Annotated in this window: 9 protein-coding genes; 3 read left to right on the top strand and 6 right to left on the bottom strand. The window is 45.8% G+C overall.

The genetic code is table 11. The features are described from left to right. Nucleotides 1-2: 2 nt before the first annotated feature. Both CSH93_RS07385 and CSH93_RS07390 read right to left on the bottom strand, forming a co-directional pair. Nucleotides 3-3,644 carry a translocation/assembly module TamB domain-containing protein gene (locus CSH93_RS07385; RefSeq protein WP_100642598.1) on the bottom strand — a complete coding sequence of 1,214 codons (3,642 nt, stop codon included), beginning with the start codon at nucleotides 3,642-3,644 and terminating at the stop codon, nucleotides 3-5. Further along, nucleotides 3,641-5,350: an autotransporter assembly complex protein TamA gene (locus CSH93_RS07390; protein ID WP_124748955.1), complete on the bottom strand. Its 1,710-nt coding sequence runs from the start codon at nucleotides 5,348-5,350 to the stop codon at nucleotides 3,641-3,643. Before CSH93_RS07390 ends, CSH93_RS07385 begins: the two co-directional genes overlap by 4 nt. A gap of 297 nt (nucleotides 5,351-5,647) precedes the next feature. Here CSH93_RS07390 and ppk2 point away from each other — a divergent pair, with 297 nt between their 5' ends. Further along, nucleotides 5,648-6,556, top strand: coding sequence for a polyphosphate kinase 2 (gene ppk2 / locus CSH93_RS07395; RefSeq protein ID WP_100642600.1), 909 nt, complete (start codon nucleotides 5,648-5,650; stop codon nucleotides 6,554-6,556). 223 nt (nucleotides 6,557-6,779) lie between these two features. After that, complete coding sequence (locus tag CSH93_RS07400) at nucleotides 6,780-8,006, top strand: multidrug effflux MFS transporter (protein WP_100642601.1); 1,227 nt, start codon at nucleotides 6,780-6,782, stop codon at nucleotides 8,004-8,006. Between the two features lie 23 nt (nucleotides 8,007-8,029). Here CSH93_RS07400 and CSH93_RS07405 read toward each other — a convergent pair whose 3' ends face one another. Further along, entirely contained in the window at nucleotides 8,030-8,362 is a 333-nt protein-coding gene (locus tag CSH93_RS07405; RefSeq protein WP_100642602.1) for a hypothetical protein, read from the bottom strand. Between the two features lie 439 nt (nucleotides 8,363-8,801). Beyond that, complete coding sequence (gene ilvC, locus CSH93_RS07410) at nucleotides 8,802-10,283, bottom strand: ketol-acid reductoisomerase (RefSeq protein ID WP_100642603.1); 1,482 nt, start codon at nucleotides 10,281-10,283, stop codon at nucleotides 8,802-8,804. A 113-nt stretch (nucleotides 10,284-10,396) separates the two neighbouring features. Here ilvC and ilvY point away from each other — a divergent pair, with 113 nt between their 5' ends. Continuing rightward, complete coding sequence (gene ilvY / locus CSH93_RS07415) at nucleotides 10,397-11,254, top strand: HTH-type transcriptional activator IlvY (RefSeq protein ID WP_100642809.1); 858 nt, start codon at nucleotides 10,397-10,399, stop codon at nucleotides 11,252-11,254. Here ilvY and CSH93_RS07420 read toward each other — a convergent pair. After that, nucleotides 11,245-12,765, bottom strand: a complete 1,521-nt coding sequence (locus tag CSH93_RS07420) for a YifB family Mg chelatase-like AAA ATPase (protein ID WP_100642604.1) — start codon at nucleotides 12,763-12,765, stop codon at nucleotides 11,245-11,247. The genes ilvY and CSH93_RS07420 overlap by 10 nt on opposite strands. 73 nt (nucleotides 12,766-12,838) lie before the next feature. Further along, nucleotides 12,839-17,050 (bottom strand): EAL domain-containing protein, encoded by a 4,212-nt coding sequence (locus CSH93_RS07425; protein WP_164078319.1) that lies wholly within the window; start codon nucleotides 17,048-17,050, stop codon nucleotides 12,839-12,841. Nucleotides 17,051-17,205 lie beyond the last annotated feature (155 nt).

The raw sequence follows: 17,205 nt of genomic DNA on the forward strand, positions 1-17,205 counted from the left end.
TTTTAGTCGTTGTTGGCTTCTGAACGCCTAACAACTTCACCACGGCTGAAGCGGTAATAGATAAATATCGACTCATACAAACTACTCACGGCTTCTAAGTATAATTTCGGAATTAACTGATACCTGAGGGTTACTTCTGTAACTGAATCGAATACGCCCACACCGTACTCTACGGTAAGATCTTTGCCCAGCTTGCCACTGACTGTTAACTGCGTATTATCGCCACTGCCCTTCGCCTGCAAGCGAAGATCATCTATACCCAGCGCATTTCCAAGGTTACTGGTCAATGACTCGCTATTAGACACACCCAAGCCGTATAGCAAGCTGGTGTAATCATTGTCACTGGCATCCGTATTGTTAATGTTTCCGCGACCCGATAGCAAATATGCCAACATTTGACTTTGATCCAGCGTGGGCTCTGAAAAAAGTTGAACATTGGGTTGGCTAGCCAAACCATCAATCCGAATACCTGCGATGACACTGTCTTCGGTTAGCTGAGGATCACGAATAGCTTCTATATACAGTAAGGGCTGGCTAATTGGGCCATTAAATTGCAAGTCACCGGCACGGATCAGGAGTTCTTGTCCGTATGCGCGGTACTCTCCTTCAATGATTTGTAGATCACCAAATGCGGAAAGGGTCGGTTGGTTGAGGATGTGTAAATCACCAGTTAAAAAGGCTTCAAGACCAAAGGCATCAAGTTCCACCTGATTATTGTTGTCCGGATCAATATGTAACTGTAAATCGATGTGGGCGGTATCAAGCAAGTCGGTTGAAGGTGGCTCACCCCGTAAATGTACATCGCGTGATTCTGCAATCGCGCCTTGTGGCAAACTGTCCACCTTTATCTTGGCGCGTGGTACGACGACTTCACCGGCAACACTAACGCCGTTGTTGTCCATTGTGAATTTCAAATCAGGTGACAGTGATAGGGAAATATCTTGATGCTTTAAGCTTAAATTCGAACCGGTAAGATTGGCATTTATGCTTAACGCATCTTGCCAGTTCAGTGATGCCAGAGCTTTACCTTGGCCCTCTCCGAGTGAGAATTGGCTTTTTGCCTTGGCCTGTTGGCCTTCAAATTGTACTTGTGCTTCCCAGTTGTTAATGATCGCGGGCGCGCGTTTAATGTCTACATTGCCTTGTTGTAACCTCAGTATGCCGTTCACGTTAGGTTGCTTCGCTTCTCCCGTCAGGGTTAATTCAGCATTGAAGACCCCACTTAGTCGGTGAATATCTGGGCTTAAGTACGAAAATGGGGCAATATCAAATTGCTCTGCCACTATCGACGCCTCAATAGTGGGGGACAAATCGCTTACGTCCAGATTGCCGGTTATGCCTAAATGCCCAAGCCCTTTGCCAGTCACGGACGAGTTAATATGCAGTTGCTGTTTTTGCAATGTAAGATCCAATGGTATTGGTTCGGTAGACAATGTGATTTGGCTTTGCTCCTCGCCCATTATCCAGTCGCTGGCGCTAATATCAGCGTCAATGGTCAATGACAATCCGTCTTGGGGAAGCACGCTACCTTTGATGCTGGCGGTTAATAAACCTTCTTGATTTTGCACCGGTATGGCGTGTGGTGACCATTCGAGTAACTTCTGAATCGCGAATGAAGGTATCGTGCCAGCAAAAGAAAGTGCATTGTTTTCGTACATCAGAGAATCGAGGCAGATTTGGCTCGCATCGCTAGACCAGCATAATGGATCAACGGTGGCCTTATTTTGTGGTAGTTGAAAACGAATATCCCCGCGCTTTGAGAGTGAGAACGGCGTATTTTGAAAACTAAAATCTATCTCATTGGGACTTGCGGTTATCAAGTCGGGCGTTATATTCAACGCGATATTGGCATCTAAACTGGCGTCAGGGCGTCGAGCTGATAGGTTCACGGAAGGCTTAAGACTTGGGCCTGTTACCATCAATGTTAACTTGTCCAGAAGCGTAGTGCTGCCAGACTCATCTTCAGAGACAATGTTCTGCGCATGTAAATTAATATCGACATTTGGCTCTTGAATATTGCCTGACACCATAATGTTTCCGCGCATCTCACCAGAGACCGTCGGCAAGGTGTCATCAAATTTGGGGATCGCGACGATAAGGTCTGCATCCACTCTTCGGTCGAGTAATACCCTTACAAAGCCTTGCAAATGATTGTCGACATGCGCGATGTTGACGCTTGAAACCGCTACTCCTGCATTGCCAGCAAAGGCACCGCTGCCCTTGATGGATAAGGGGTAACCTTGTTGCATGGCGTTGATATCAATGCTGGTGACATTGATATTGGGGATCTGCTCTTGAAACTGCCCGCTTGCTGCTAGTGCACCGTTAATATCAGTTGGGTAGTGCGGATTAAGTTGCTGAAGGTTAAGCTGGGTTATGTCTGCAGACATAACCCAATTCATGGAGTCATTAAACTGTATATCGCCGCTTAATTTAATGTTGCCATCCAGCGTGTTTATGCTGGCATCGGAGATTTGTGCGAGTTTTTTATTGATTGCGCCAGCAATACGCAGATTAACTGGAGAGGGTAGATGCGCTGTTGTGACTTCGGTTGTTGCGGTTACGAGGTATCGCGAGAGATCACCCGAGATTGTTATCTCGCCACCGGTACTGGAGAAGCTTTCAGCAATCGCGAAATTATCGTTTGAGAACGCATCCCAGGTCAGGGACAGCTCCGCGGGCAACACAGCATCCAAAGGGCGAATGCTGCCGCTTACGTTTGAGCGAATGGGTTGTTGAGTTGACAATTGCACATCCACATTGCTTGCGCTACCCGCGAGTGTTACGTCAGTCGCTATGTTTTGTCCGTCGACAGTGCCCCTAGCGTTTGCGGTTATGTGCAACGGAAAATCGCCCTCGGTTCGAATGGAGCCTTTGACACTCGCCTCACCCATTGAATGATCTAACGTTAGCTGCTGAATGTTGATGTCTGCACCTGATACTTCGGCTGAAAGGCGCAATGAATTCAATCCTTGCTGAGTTGCACCTTGTATCACTTGCGCAGAGGTTAATACGAAATCGTCAATGCTCGCGTCAAGCGGGATCCAAATGTCGGGCAAAACGATGGCGGCTTGTTCGTCTGAGGGAGCGTTAGGCTGAGTTGATTCCGGTAAAGTCACCGACAGCTTGGACAGTTGCGGAGAAAGGAAGCGCCAGCGGCGATACAAGCGTAGCTCTGTGGATAGCCCCTCAAGCTCAACCACCGTACCATCGGCCAGCTTAAGGGTTGAGTCTTTCGCATTGAGCTGCTCAATTGCAACTAAAAGCGGTAGGCGGATAAGAGATTTTTTGACCTCTGATGGAGATGTCTCTACCTCATTTGTGGATACTAATGTAATGCTTAACCCATCACTGTCTATTCGCTCGGCACACACTGCAAACTGGACAAAACAATGCCAGGCTAAATCGAGTGATAGGTGCTTTGCGGAGACAGATAAACCGGCTTGCTCATAGTGCAGATCATATAAATTGAGTGTAGAGCTAAGGCCACCGTCAATGGCACCAATGTTCAGCCCTTCAACATAGTCAGCGGCAGTGTTTACCAGCGTAGCAGAGCCAATGCGGCTCACCGCGGCCCACGCGACAAGAAGTGTTAGCAGAATAAGCGCAACCAGCGTATAGACAATGCGAGTGAACCAGATCATAGTTCTGGCCCTATCGAAAAGTGAATTTGAAAGTTGCTTTCATCATTGAACTTGCCACGCGCTAAGTACAAACGAATGGGGCCTATCACGGACAGGTAGTGAACACCGATGCCTGCGCCCCAGGCAATATCATCTTCAAAATCATTGGTGGCTGTACCAGCATCGATGAAGGTTGCAAGGCGCCATTGTTCTAATATTGGATAGGCGTATTCGACACTGCCAACTGCGAGATACTGGGCACCGAGTAAATCTCCGTCTTCATCTCTTGGCGAAATGGTTTGGTAGTTGAATCCGCGGATACTTTGGTCGCCACCGGCGAAAAAGCGCATACTTGCAGGAACTTGATCAAAGTCAGATGTTTCGATTGCACCTAATTCTGCGCGCGCAACAAGTCGATGCTTTTCGAACGTGCGTATCCATTTTGTTTTAGCGCTGACACGGGCAATATCGATATCGGATAACAACGATTGGGTGCCACCTTCAATGGTTAGTAGCGTTCTATTGCCCCAGCTAATATCCAAACCACCGCGAGAGCGAAACAAGCTGATGGAATAGCCCGGCAGCACTAATTGAGTGGTGCGTTTGTCGTCGCTTCCTTGGGCGAACTTTTCCAGTTGGTAGCGCACGAAAACGCTCTGTTGCCATTCCGAATTTTTCGGTTTCCAAAATCGTTGAACAGACAAACTGGTATTGTCACTTCGCGTATCATTCTCGTCTACGCTCTCAAGCCCTGCCTGAATCGACAGATAATCATTTTTAACATCACCCATGGGAATACGATAACTGGTCGACAGGGATTGTTCTGGGGACGATAAAAACAACTCAGACTGAACACTGTGTCCACGTGAGTTTACCCACGGCCGGTGCCATTTGGCACTGAGTTGTGCACCGATATCACTGGAAAATCCAAGACCAACATCGTACAAATCTCGGGGCTTGTGCGCCAATGTGACTTCGATGGGCACAACATGATCAACCGCCTCTGATACCAAAGGTCGCGCTACTGCGCGATTAAAGTAGCCGGTATCGTTGACCACACGATTTAATTCGCCGATTTCCTCAGCCAGATAATACGCCCCCTCGCGCAAAGGGTTTATGCGGGCGATGATGTCTTGAGCTATTGCATCGCCTTTGATACGAATATCGCCATAGCGGTAGCGCTCACCCGATTGTGCAACCAGTAAGATATTCGCTTGTTGCTCTTCACGCACCAAGTCGAGTCGTGCAGCTTGCCACTTAAAATCAAAGTAACCGCGTGAAATAGCAGTAGCCAGCATATCTGCTTTGAATTGATCATATTTATGCTGCAGCAATACATCGCCCACTTTTAGTGGAAATTGTTTAAATCGTTGGGAGAACCAATCATCGCTGCGGCCTCCACCGATAACCTCCAAGGTTATATGTTCAATGATCAGTGGAGCACCTAATGAAATATTAATTTCAACTTGCCCAGATTCTTCCAATACGCGCATGTCCGCATCGTAGTAACCGAATGGTCGCACGGCTTTGTTCACGGCCTTGATAATAGGTTCTTGCCACAATCGGTCGGGCGATATCGAAGTGTCGATATCAAGGGTATTTAAGTGCAGCTTGACGTTATCTTTGATTTGTTTGTTGTCGACACCATTTAATGTGAATTCAAACGCGCCAATCGCTGCAGAGTACAGAGAGACAAATCCTAGCAAGCAATAGGAGAATTTTTGCAAATACCTTTGCAAAAAGCGACAACGGAGCAATTCAAAATCCTTTGTTATGGCGAACCAGCGATAATGCCAATAATTATACCTTGGCTATTTTATTATCGGCATGTATTTGCAGGATAAAATCGTTAATTCGTAGAAATATGATTTGTATTGTTAAGACCTAGCCTAGATACATTCGTTCCAACCCATGTAGATGATCTGTGTCAATGGAACTCCGTTTTATTGCAAATGGCATTCCTTATAGGGGTAGACTTCCATCATGCAGACGAACGTTAATCAAAAGACTACACTTTACCTAATATGGATAAACAAACACCCTCTACTAAAGCGCCTACAGGCATGTCGTTAACGCAGAAACGACATGATGAAAGCTATATTCAGTCGACTTTTCGCTCTGGCGAATACCCTTATTCGAAAAAAATCACCCAAGCGTTTTATGAATCACATAAACATGATTTGCAGGTAGAGCTGCTAAAACTGCAAAAATGGGTTAAGGAGAGTGGGCAGCGCGTTGTAATGTTGTTTGAAGGACGAGACGCAGCGGGAAAAGGCGGCACGATCAAACGTTTTATGGAGCATATGAATCCACGTGGGGCGCGCGTTGTTGCATTGGAAAAACCGACAGATGAAGAATCCGGTCAATGGTATTTTCAGCGCTATATAAAGCATTTGCCGACTGAGGGTGAAATTGTCCTGTTTGACCGAAGTTGGTACAACCGCGCTGGTGTTGAACGCGTGATGGGGTTTTGTGAGCCGAATGAATACCTTGAATTTATGCGGCAAGCGCCGGAACTAGAGAGAATGCTAACGCGCAGCGGGATCCGTTTGTTCAAGTTCTGGTTTTCAGTGTCGCAGCAAGAACAAACGCGGCGTTTTCAAAAGCGTGAAACTGACCCATTGAAGCAATGGAAGTTGAGTCCGATTGATAAAATCGCACAAGCGAAGTGGGATGATTACACCGAAGCAAAAGAAGCCATGTTTTTCTATACGGATACTGCCGATGCTCCCTGGGTGGTTATTAAATCGGATGACAAAAAAAGAGCGCGCTTGAATTGCATGCAATATTTTCTACATCAAATGCCATATCCAAACAAAAACCAAAGAGTCGCCAAAGCGCCGGATCCTTTGATAGTTGGGCGTGCAGCAAAAGTCATTGCCAAAGATGAACACATTCTGGGTAAGAGCCTGCACCCTGAGCTTAAACGTTGATCTAGAAAGGTTTTAGTCCATTACCTATGCGTGAAGCAAATCAGGCAAATAATGCGTGAAAGTTTGTGTTGATAACGTTCAGTCTAACGCTAGTTCGATTGCAACTATGTAGTTGAATTCGCCGCCACAGGCCATCGTGTTTTAAGTTTAGTTTATCCGCTTTAACTATCGTCTCCTGAGCTTTGCTGGTAAGCTACGCGACCGTTAATTTCAGATTGTTGACATGCCAGAACATCCGCCGCATCCCGCCATTAAACCTGCCTTAGGTTTGTTTGAATTTGTTTGCCTAATGGCGCTAATGACATCATTAGTTGCACTCAGCATAGATGCAATGTTGCCCGCTATGAATCAAATCGGTGAAGTGCTTGGCGCAGAGTCTCAGCAACAAGTGCATTTAATTGTTTCGCTTTTTTTTATAGGCATGGCTGTCGGTCAATTATTCTTTGGTCCATTTGCCGATGCGCACGGACGGCGAGCCACGATATTAGTCGGGATGCTTATTTTTGCCTGTGGAACGCTGGTGTGTATGTATGCTTCCACTATGAACGAAATGCTGGTCGGCAGAGTGATCCAAGCGATTGGTGTTTCAGGCCCACGTATAGCGGCGATGGCCGTGATTAGAGATCAGTTTAGCGGTGATGCTATGGCCAGAGTCATGTCATTTATCATGGTGGTCTTCATTTTCGTGCCAATGATAGCGCCGCTGATAGGCCAAACCGTATTGCTATGGTTCTCTTGGCAACATATTTTTGCGTTGTTTTTAATTGTGGCAGTCATTGCAGTTGCTTGGTTCTTTGCCCGACAACCTGAAACGTTACCAAAAGATAGGCGTCAGGCATTTTCTTTTGCCACATTTTTTCGCTCTTTGCGCTTTATTCTGACCCACCGCGAAGTGATGGGATATAGCTTGGCGATGGGCTTTATATTTGGCGCTTTTTTGGCTTATTTAAGTGCGTCACAAACGATTTTCCAAAGCATTTATCAAACCGGAGAATACTTTCCGCTGATTTTTGCTCTACTGGCGGGTTCGATTGGCCTGGCATCGTTTTTTAATGGCACATTGGTGATGCGTTTAGGTATGCGCCATTTATGTCAAATAGCGCTTGTGGGAAGTGTGAGCTTCAGCCTTATCTTGCTTGCTGTTGTTATGTTTTACAGTGGGTTGCCACCCTTAGCCGCGTTTATCACGCTGCTGTTTATCAATTTCTTTTTTATTGGCGTGTTATTCGGCAACCTTAATGCCATGGCGATGCAACCACTTGGCGATATGGCAGGGCTAGGTGCAGCCATTATTGGCTCTCTGTCGAGCTTGTTGTCAGTGCCTATCGCAACCTTGGTAGATGCATTCTTGACGCACGACGTCATCCCCATTGCAGCAGGGTTTGTCATATTTTGCGGTTTAGCCTTTGCCAGTGTTCGTTGGGCAGAGATACCCACGACTATAGAATAGGCGCAGGTAAACTGCTCTAAGCGCTATTTAACTAAACGAACAATCGGTTTTGGCTGTTGATTTTCGACAATATCAACCGTGCGAGCGAAGCGCTCGCCGTTCTTAATTTTATCGTAACTGACAGATTTCATTTGTAGTGTCTGACAGAACTTATAAAAAGCCATAAAGTCTTTTCGAGTAAAGTCTTCACCCTGACGTGTCATTTGTGTATCAATATACATTTGGTCGCCATTGGCGGTAAGATTGGCGACAGCGGTGTATGGGTCGCCGTATGAATTGACTTTTAGTGCACGGACCATTTTAACTTCAAAAATCCAATCATCGACCTGCATAAAGCGAGACATCGTTTGCTTCATATCGCGTTCCTTTTTGACAGCGATCTATTTTCAACATGGTGTAGTTGCCTAAAATGCAACTTATAGTCATCTAAGCAAATGCTTTGCCAACTAAATAGCCGTTAAATATCAATGATTTAATCTGATTTTGGCTGATAGTTGTTGCTATTTGATAACACTGTTTTTAGTTCTTCACGATTCAGATTTCGAAATACCCTAACAAGGCTTAAAAAGCATTTAAAATCATAAAGTTAATGCATTTTAAGTAGATGTGATAGGGTGTATCAAATTTGATACACGTGGCTTTTTAGTGCAAAAAATAACCAAGAGCGAGAAATATGACTATAAGAGCCATCATACAGCTTCAGATATAGATGCAAAGTAAAAGTTCAAACAAAAAAAAGCCCGGCAAAAAATGCCGGGCAAGAGGGCTTTTTTAAGCACCTAACGACAGAACTGTTTACTCTGTAACAATGGCCTTCATATCTTGCATATAAGCACGTAATTGTTGACCAATAATTTCTACACCGTGATTTCTGATGGCTTGGTTGACCTCAACTAAACGCATGTTATCAACTTTGTTATCGTGACTAGTGCGGCCCTTGCCCAAATCAGCAGAGGTGACGGACGGCATCAACGATTTTTTCAATAACGGTACAGCAGCATTCGCAAATAAGTAGTTGCCATACTCTGCAGTATCAGAAATAACCACATTCATTTCGTACAATCGTTTGCGTGCGATCGTATTGGATATCAAAGGGGTTTCATGCAATGACTCGTAGTAAGCTGACTCTGGCAAGATCCCAGCCTCAACCATAACGTCAAACGCTAACTCGACGCCGGCTTTGATCATTGCAACAATCAAAACACCTTTATCGAAGAAGGCTTGATCATCAATTTTACCTTCATATTCGGGCGCGTTTTCAAACGCACTTTGACCGGTTTCTTCACGCCATTTTAATAAATTAGCATCTCCATCAGCCCAGTCCTTCATCATGGTAGTGCTGAATTCACCTGAAATAATATCGTCCTGGTGCTTCTCAAATAGAGGTCTTAAAGTCGCTTTAAGCTGCTCTGATAAATCGTATGCACGCAGTTTGTCTGGATTACTTAGTCTGTCCATCATATTGGTGACACCACCAATTTTGAGTGCTTCGGTGATGGCTTCTAAGCCGTACTGGATCAATGCACCTGCATAAGCTGGCTCTACGCCATCGGCTACCATGTATTCATAGCCTAAGATAGCTGCCGCTTGTTGCATGCCGCATAAGATTGTTTGCTCACCCATCAAATCAGATTTTACTTCAGCAACAAAAGATGAAGCTAATACGCCAGCGCGATCACCGCCTGTTGCGCTAGCAAGGGCTTTTGCGATGTCCCAGCCTTTATTCTCAGGATCATTTTCTGGATGAACCGCTATAAGAGTCGGTACACCGAATCCACGCTTGTATTCTTCGCGCACTTCGGTACCCGGGCATTTCGGTGCGCACATCACGACCGTAATGTCTTGTCGTATCTGTTGGCCTTCTTCAACGATGTTAAATCCGTGAGAGTAACCTAGTGTTGCGCCTTGTTTCATTAAAGGCATTACTGCTTCAACCACTGAAGCATGCTGCTTATCCGGTGTTAGGTTATAAACCAGATCTGCAGTAGGAATAAGATCTTGATACGTACCTACAGTAAAGCCGTTATCTGTTGCACGAACAAAAGAGTCGCGCTTTTCATCAATCGCGGCTTGACGCAATGCATAGCTCACGTCAAGGCCTGAGTCTCTCATGTTTAGACCCTGGTTTAACCCTTGAGCACCGCAGCCAACGATTACGATTTTCTTACCGATTAAATAATCGCATCCTTGCGAGAATTCTTCTCGCTGCATAAATCGACATTGACCCAATTGTTTGAGTTGTTCGCGCAAAGAGAGAGAATTGAAGTAATTTGCCATGTTTACCTTGTCCAGTTTTGTTCAGGCGTTTAATGCCTGATAGAAAGACTACGGCAATACAAATGTTGTTTAAAGTGATATATTCACAACATAATGTTGCAAATAATGAAATTATGGAACTGCGTGATCTCCAACTGTTCTGCCATCTAGCTGGCAGCCTTAACTTCAGTCAAACGGCGTCGGCAATGTTTGTTTCACCCTCAACGTTAAGCCGCGTTATACAGCGTATTGAACAAGAGTGTGGTGCGGTGCTGTTCGAACGAAACAACCGCCGCGTTGTATTAACCCATGCCGGACAGCAAGTTCTCGAATTTGCCGAGCCGATGCTAAGTCAATGGCGCCAGCTGAAACAGACATTAAACAATGACGGTGAACAATTGAAAGGGCATTTACGCTTTTACTGTTCTGTAACTGCGAGTCAAAGTCACCTGCCGCGCCTTCTCGATAAATTCAGGCAACAGCACCCTTTAGTCGACTTTAAGCTCGAAACAGGCGATCCTGGTATTGCAGTACAGCGAGTGCTTGATGATAAATGTGATATTGCGATTGCGATTAATGCGCCAGATCTACCGGCTGAATTGTATTTTAAAGCGCTGGCCAAAGTTCCCTTGGTACTTGCATTACCAAAACGCATGGGGATTAGTCACATTAGTCAAATCGATTGGCGTAAAACGCCGGTGGTAATGCCCGAGAGCGGGCCAACACGACGCACGGTGCATCATTGGTTTGCAGAAGCCGGAATAAGGCCTCATGTGTACGCATCGGTTGGCGGCAATGAAGCCATCGTCAGCATGGTCGCCTTGGACTGTGGCGTCGGTTTTGTACCCCGGGTCGTACTGGAGAATTCAGCCTTACAGAGTCAGGTTGACAGTGTTGAGGTGGATAACATTGAACCTTATGAATTAGGACTATGCTGTCAGCAGGGAAGAAAAGCAGAACGTTTGATCGAAGCGATGTTTGCTCAGTTATGAAGGGAACGCAGTAAGTCATCCATGGCTCGATAGCCCATTGCTTCTGCGATGTGCTCACGTTGAATATCATCACTGTTGTTAATATCCGCAATACTGCGGGCTACTTTTAAATAGCGGTGCATGGCACGGTGAGAAGCGTGTATATGATCCAGTGCTTGCAAGAAAAATGTTTCATTGTCATTGCTCAGGCGGCAATGACGCTTCAGCTGCTGACTGGTTAGATAAGCGTTCAAACAACCTTGACGTGTCATTTGCATTGCTTGTAGGCGCGTTACTCGTTCCCGCAGCTCACTGCTGCGCAGTGTGTCTAGGTTTGCTGAAGACTGGGTTGAGAGCTCACTCAGTTTCTGCTTATCAACATGTAACTGGATGTCGATGCGGTCGAGTAGTGGGCCGGATAGGCGATTCAGATAGCGCAATACCTGTTCTGGGCTTGTGCGTTGGTCGTGAATATCACCGGTAGGGCTTGGATTCATCGCTGCAACCAATTGAAACCGAGCAGGAAAACAGCATTTCATTGCAGCGCGAGAAATATGAACATCGCCGGTTTCCAGTGGCTCACGCAGGGCATCTAATACATGTCGTCCGAATTCGGGCAACTCATCAAGAAACAAAATGCCTCGATGGGCCAGTGATATCTCACCGGGTTTTGGTAGGCTGCCACCGCCCATCAATGCCGTAACCGAAGACGTATGATGTGGCGACCGAAACGGTCGCTTACGCCAATGTTTTTCAACATCAAATTCCCCCGCGATAGAATAAATACTAGCACTGTCCAGCGCATCAGTTGGCGTAAGCCTTGGTAAAATGGTGAGTAAGCGTTGGGCTAGCATGCTTTTGCCCGTGCCGGGTGGCCCAACAAGTAAAACGTTATGCTGACCTACAGCGGCCACGAATAAGCCGCGTTTTGCTTGGTGTTGGCCCTGCACATCGGCAAAATCCAAAGCGTAACCTGGTTCTTCAGACAAGGTTTCTTGGCAATTGATTTTCGCTAACGGTTGTTGCTCGTTTAAATGGTTTGCAACCTCACTTAAATGAGAAGCCGCGAAATGATTGTCCTCTGCCACTAAAGACGCTTCAGCTTGGTTTAGCGCCGCTAAGACCAAGGATTTTTGTAGCGAGCCAGCAGCCAATGTGGCGGGCAGAGCCGCGGCGACGGGGCGAATATCGCCCGAGAGGGAGAGTTCACCCAAAAACTCGTATTGTGAAAGGTGCTCACCGTGCACTTGCCCGCTTGCAACGAGGATTGCAACCGCAATCGCCAGATCAAATCGTCCGCCGTGTTTCGGCAAATCAGCGGGGGCAAGGTTGACGACGATGCGCTTTGCTGGAAACTCAAAGCCAGATTGGATGATGGCACTGCGAACGCGTTCTTTGGATTCTCTGACTGTGGTTTCGGCTAATCCAACCAGCGTAAAACTGGGGATCCCGTTGGCTAAATGCACCTCAATGGTAATAAGAGGCGCCTTAACACCGATGCTGGCTCTTGAATATACGGTTGCGTATCCCACATGCGCTCCTTGAGTTTGAGTGCATAGAGCATAGCGAACGCTGGGTCTCTAACCTACTGGCTACAAGAGCAGGCTATGTTTGATACAGCTCTTGCCATTGTTTTACAACAATCGTCTTTGCAATATCAGCTGTAACTGGCTTGGAGAAGAAGAAGCCTTGTAATCTAAAGCAATCGTGATCAGCCAAAAACTGCACTTGCTCAGCCGTTTCAATACCTTCGGCGATACAGTCCATCTTTAAATTTTTCGCCATCCCTATGGTGGTTATGATAAGGCTGTCGCCACTACTGCCTGTGCCGATGTCATCTGAAAAACTCTTGTCTATTTTAATCACGTCCAGCGGGAATATTTTAAGGTAGCTCAATGACGAATAGCCTGTGCCGAAGTCATCAAGCGCAAGTTGGTAGCCTTCTGCATGTAGCGCATTAAATTGCTCCAGCGCCATTTCTTTATCGCCCATCAATACGCCTTCCGTCACCTCAAACCGCAAAGCACTGCGCGGTAACTGATAGCGTTCTAACAGTTCAGACAATATATCTAGGTCGAAGGTCGCGGTAAAATGCAGTGCAGACAAGTTAACCGATAAATAGCCGCGGAACCCTTCTTCGTACCACTGTGCAAGCTCTTTGATCCCAGAAATAATGGCTAAACGGGTGACTTCAACGATCAGTCGCATCTCTTCTAGAATAGGGATGAATTCAGCGGGTGAAATAGGTTGTTCACTGATGGCACAACGCATCAGTAATTCCATACCTTCCGTTTGATGGGTTTTAATATTCACTATCGGTTGATATACATTGAAGAACAGTTCTTGCTGATATGCGCGCTTGACCAAGTTCTCCAATGACAAACGATATTTTGCTCGTACATTCATGGATTCTGTAAAGAAGCGGAAACTGTTTACCGCATCACCTTTAGCGCTGTACATTGCAACGTCTGCATAACGCAGCAGATCAGACGGTTCGGTTCCATCGTTAGGGTATACTGATACGCCAATACTGCATGACACCCGTAACGTTTCTTTTCTGACTTGAATGGGCTCTTCAATTAAATCAATCAAGTTAGAAATGAACGAACTCACATCCTCAAAGTCTTCAACATCCTCCAACACGATAACAAATTCATCACCACCGATGCGCCCGACGGTATCGTTTTCATGGGTGATGTTTTGCATGCGTTTTGCTACCACGCGCAATATATTATCGCCGTATTCATGACCCAGACTGTCATTGATACCTTTAAAGCGGTCGAGGTCGACAAACAGGATTGCGACAAGTGAATTGTGACGTTTAGCATTTTCTATAGCATGCTCAAGCCTATCTAACAGCAAATTCCGATTAACCAGTCCGGTTAGGCCATCATAGGTTGCCATCTTCAGTAGCTTGCGTTCAGCTCGCTTTTGTTCGGAAATATCAGAAAATACCATAAGGTAGTGATCAATCTGGTTGGTATCCTCTTTATTTTTAACCGCATTAAGATTGATTAATACGTCATGTTGTCGTCCATCGGCCAGCTGCAGTTTTTGTTCGCTGCGCCAATATCCGTTGATACTCAGTTGCTTAAGCGCAGACTGCGTATACTTCATTAATTCGGGATACTTCTCTTGTAAGGTTTTGAATTGCTCTGTGATGGTATCACTAGTATCCAATGCGAATGCGCTTTCAAATGCAGGGTTAACCGCAATCGGTGCATAGTCATTGCTAAAAATAACCACCCAGTCGCGGGTTTGCTTGAACGCATCACCAAATAACCGCACCTGGTTTCTGGCTTGCTCAAGGTGATATTTCTGCCCTTTCCGGATCCACCAGAAAATAAACAACACTAGGCCCGCTGCTAGTATGTACATTACACGCGCGGTCATCGTATTCCATGGGGCGGGCTCTACATTTATGTTCAGCGTCGCGGGCTGCATCGAACTAATACCACTATTAGTATCAGGCGAAACCGTAAAGGTATAATCACCATCTTCTAGCAAGGGTAATGAAACCACTGGTTCGCTTGTGGTTGCGGTACTGATGGCTCTGCCGTTCTTTTTCAGGGTGTAGGTATAGCGGCCTTTTCCACTTTGACTGTATTGAAGGCTGCTAAAGCGGATCGTGAGGCCATTGTCGTCATACTTCAGGTTTATGGTTTCGCCATTGATATTGCTCAGTGGCATGTTCAAATCACGCGTGGCCAAGGAAACATCGGTGATCGCCATTGCATCTTGTGTCACTTGGCCCTCGTGTATCAACTCTTGTTGACTGGATGATTCTAATGAGCTCGGATCTAGGGTTACGATACCGCTAGGAGAACCAAACGCCAGTTGACCATTTTCTAACTTATAATGTGCACCGTCATTGAACTCGGCAACGATAAGTTCTTGCCCATAGCGATAATCGACAACCTTTTTGCGGTCGCTGGTAATTTTGTGTAACCCTGAGTGACTACTAAACCATAAATTGTCATTGTCGTCCGTCATCAATGAATACACCAAATTAGTCGATAACAACATGTTTTCATTAAAGAAGTAGCGCTGTTGGAAGGTGTCTTTGTCGAGCCCATACAACCCGTGCCCAGGGTAACCGACCCACAGAACTCCCTGTTTATCGACTACTACGCTGGTGGGGAATATCCACGCCATATTGATGTCGCTGGTGACTTTATGCACAACTTGTCGTTCAAATGTTTTCGGATCCACCAGCGACAGCGTGCCAGAAGACGATAACCACATCTTGTTGTCGTAATCTTTTGCCACATGAAGAAAAGAATAGAATTGTCGGGTCGGGATCTCATTGTGCAAATCAATCTTGTTGATGGACTTATCGGCAGGGTCATACACGTAGTACCCGTTTTTGGCACCGGTATCCATGACAAACCAGATGCGCTTATCAAGGTCCTGCCCTGCACCCCAAACATAGGTCGAAACAATACTGTTATCTTCGTCGTTTAGGGTTTCAACAATTTTGCGTTCGCCGGTATTCTTATCGACTTCCCACAGACCATAGCCGGTTAACATGATGAGGCGCTCATTATCTAAACCAAACACTTTCGATATGTGCGCATCACTGTAGGGAATATATTGAGATTTTTTAAACAACAGTTGTGACTCACCGGTTGAAGGAGAGTACTTAGTCAAACCGTTATCGGTGCCTATCCAGATATCATTGCTGTCATCTTCAAAAATAGACCATATGGTATTATCCGTAAGCGGACTGTTGTGTTGATTTTGTTGCGTTATCTGTAAGGTTTTAAACGATAAACTAGACGGTGCCCAATACAACGCACCGCCGTAGTTTGAAGCTAGCCAGAGATTGTCGTCACGATCGATTTCAATATCTTTAATATCTTTACGCGATAACACATCAATCCCTTTCAGCGGCTCAAATAAGTAGCGGTAAGTGATTTGTTCTGTCGTAGTGTCTAACGAAAACAAACCGATATCACTGCCGACCCAGAATTCGCCGGGGGATTTTTCAATCACTCGCCAAATATTGCGCTCTGGGATCACCTTTTGTGCAGGCTCCATGCGCGTCGACTCACCGAGTGAGCGAGATATTTCGGCTACACTCGTCATGTAAAGCCCACGCACAGTTGATATCCACAGCCGATCGGTGGAGTCTATCAAGAGGTGTTTTACGTTGAGTTGGTCAATGTGGGCTTCTGCACTGTTGGGTAGAAACTCTAGTGGTACGGCAGGACTATTTTCAGCCTTAGCAAATAACCCGTCGCTGGTGGCGATGATTAACCATTTCTCTAGCTCTATGGCCCAACGCAGGATCACTTCTCCTTTAATCATCTCTTCTGAGACTTCATATATGATGTCAGTGCTGTCGGTTGCATAATCATATCGAGCAATGGATTGATCCATAGCGATGACGATCCGATTCTGCTCATCTTCAAAAAAGTTCACGCCGATTTGAATGTAGTCCGCTGCATCGACATAGGGCAATTCAATGATTTTATCGAGTTGATTGGTTTTGGGGTTTAATTTGTAAACACCGCTGCCTGCTGAGGCAAGCCATATATTACGTTGGCTGTCTTCAAAAATGCGGTAAATGGGCATGTCCAGCAATTCATTATTTGGCCCATTGATTCGACGTAAATTGTAGCCGTCCCAGCGATCTAACCCGCCCTCTGTTCCGATATACAGAAATCCATCACTGTCGAGCAGCATATCGACGACTGAGTCTTGAGCCAATCCATCTTGTGTCGACAAGGTGAAAAAGCGTGGTGACAGTACTTGGGGTTCTACAACTGCATCTTCTTGTGCCTGAAGTGGCACTGGCATTGCCGTCCAGGCCATAAATACCACGCATACAAAGGCCCACTTTTGGGGGATGAGTGTATGTAAAATGCGTTCATTCATTTTTCGAATGAAAGAATGTGTGACCAATGCGTGAATAAAACCCAACTGCAACAGCTTCATTTGCAAGTAATAGAAACATGAATATAGCAAAT

This window comes from Neoalteromonas facilis, assembly GCF_002807665.1.
GTDB lineage: Bacteria > Pseudomonadota > Gammaproteobacteria > Enterobacterales > Alteromonadaceae > Alteromonas_E > Alteromonas_E facilis.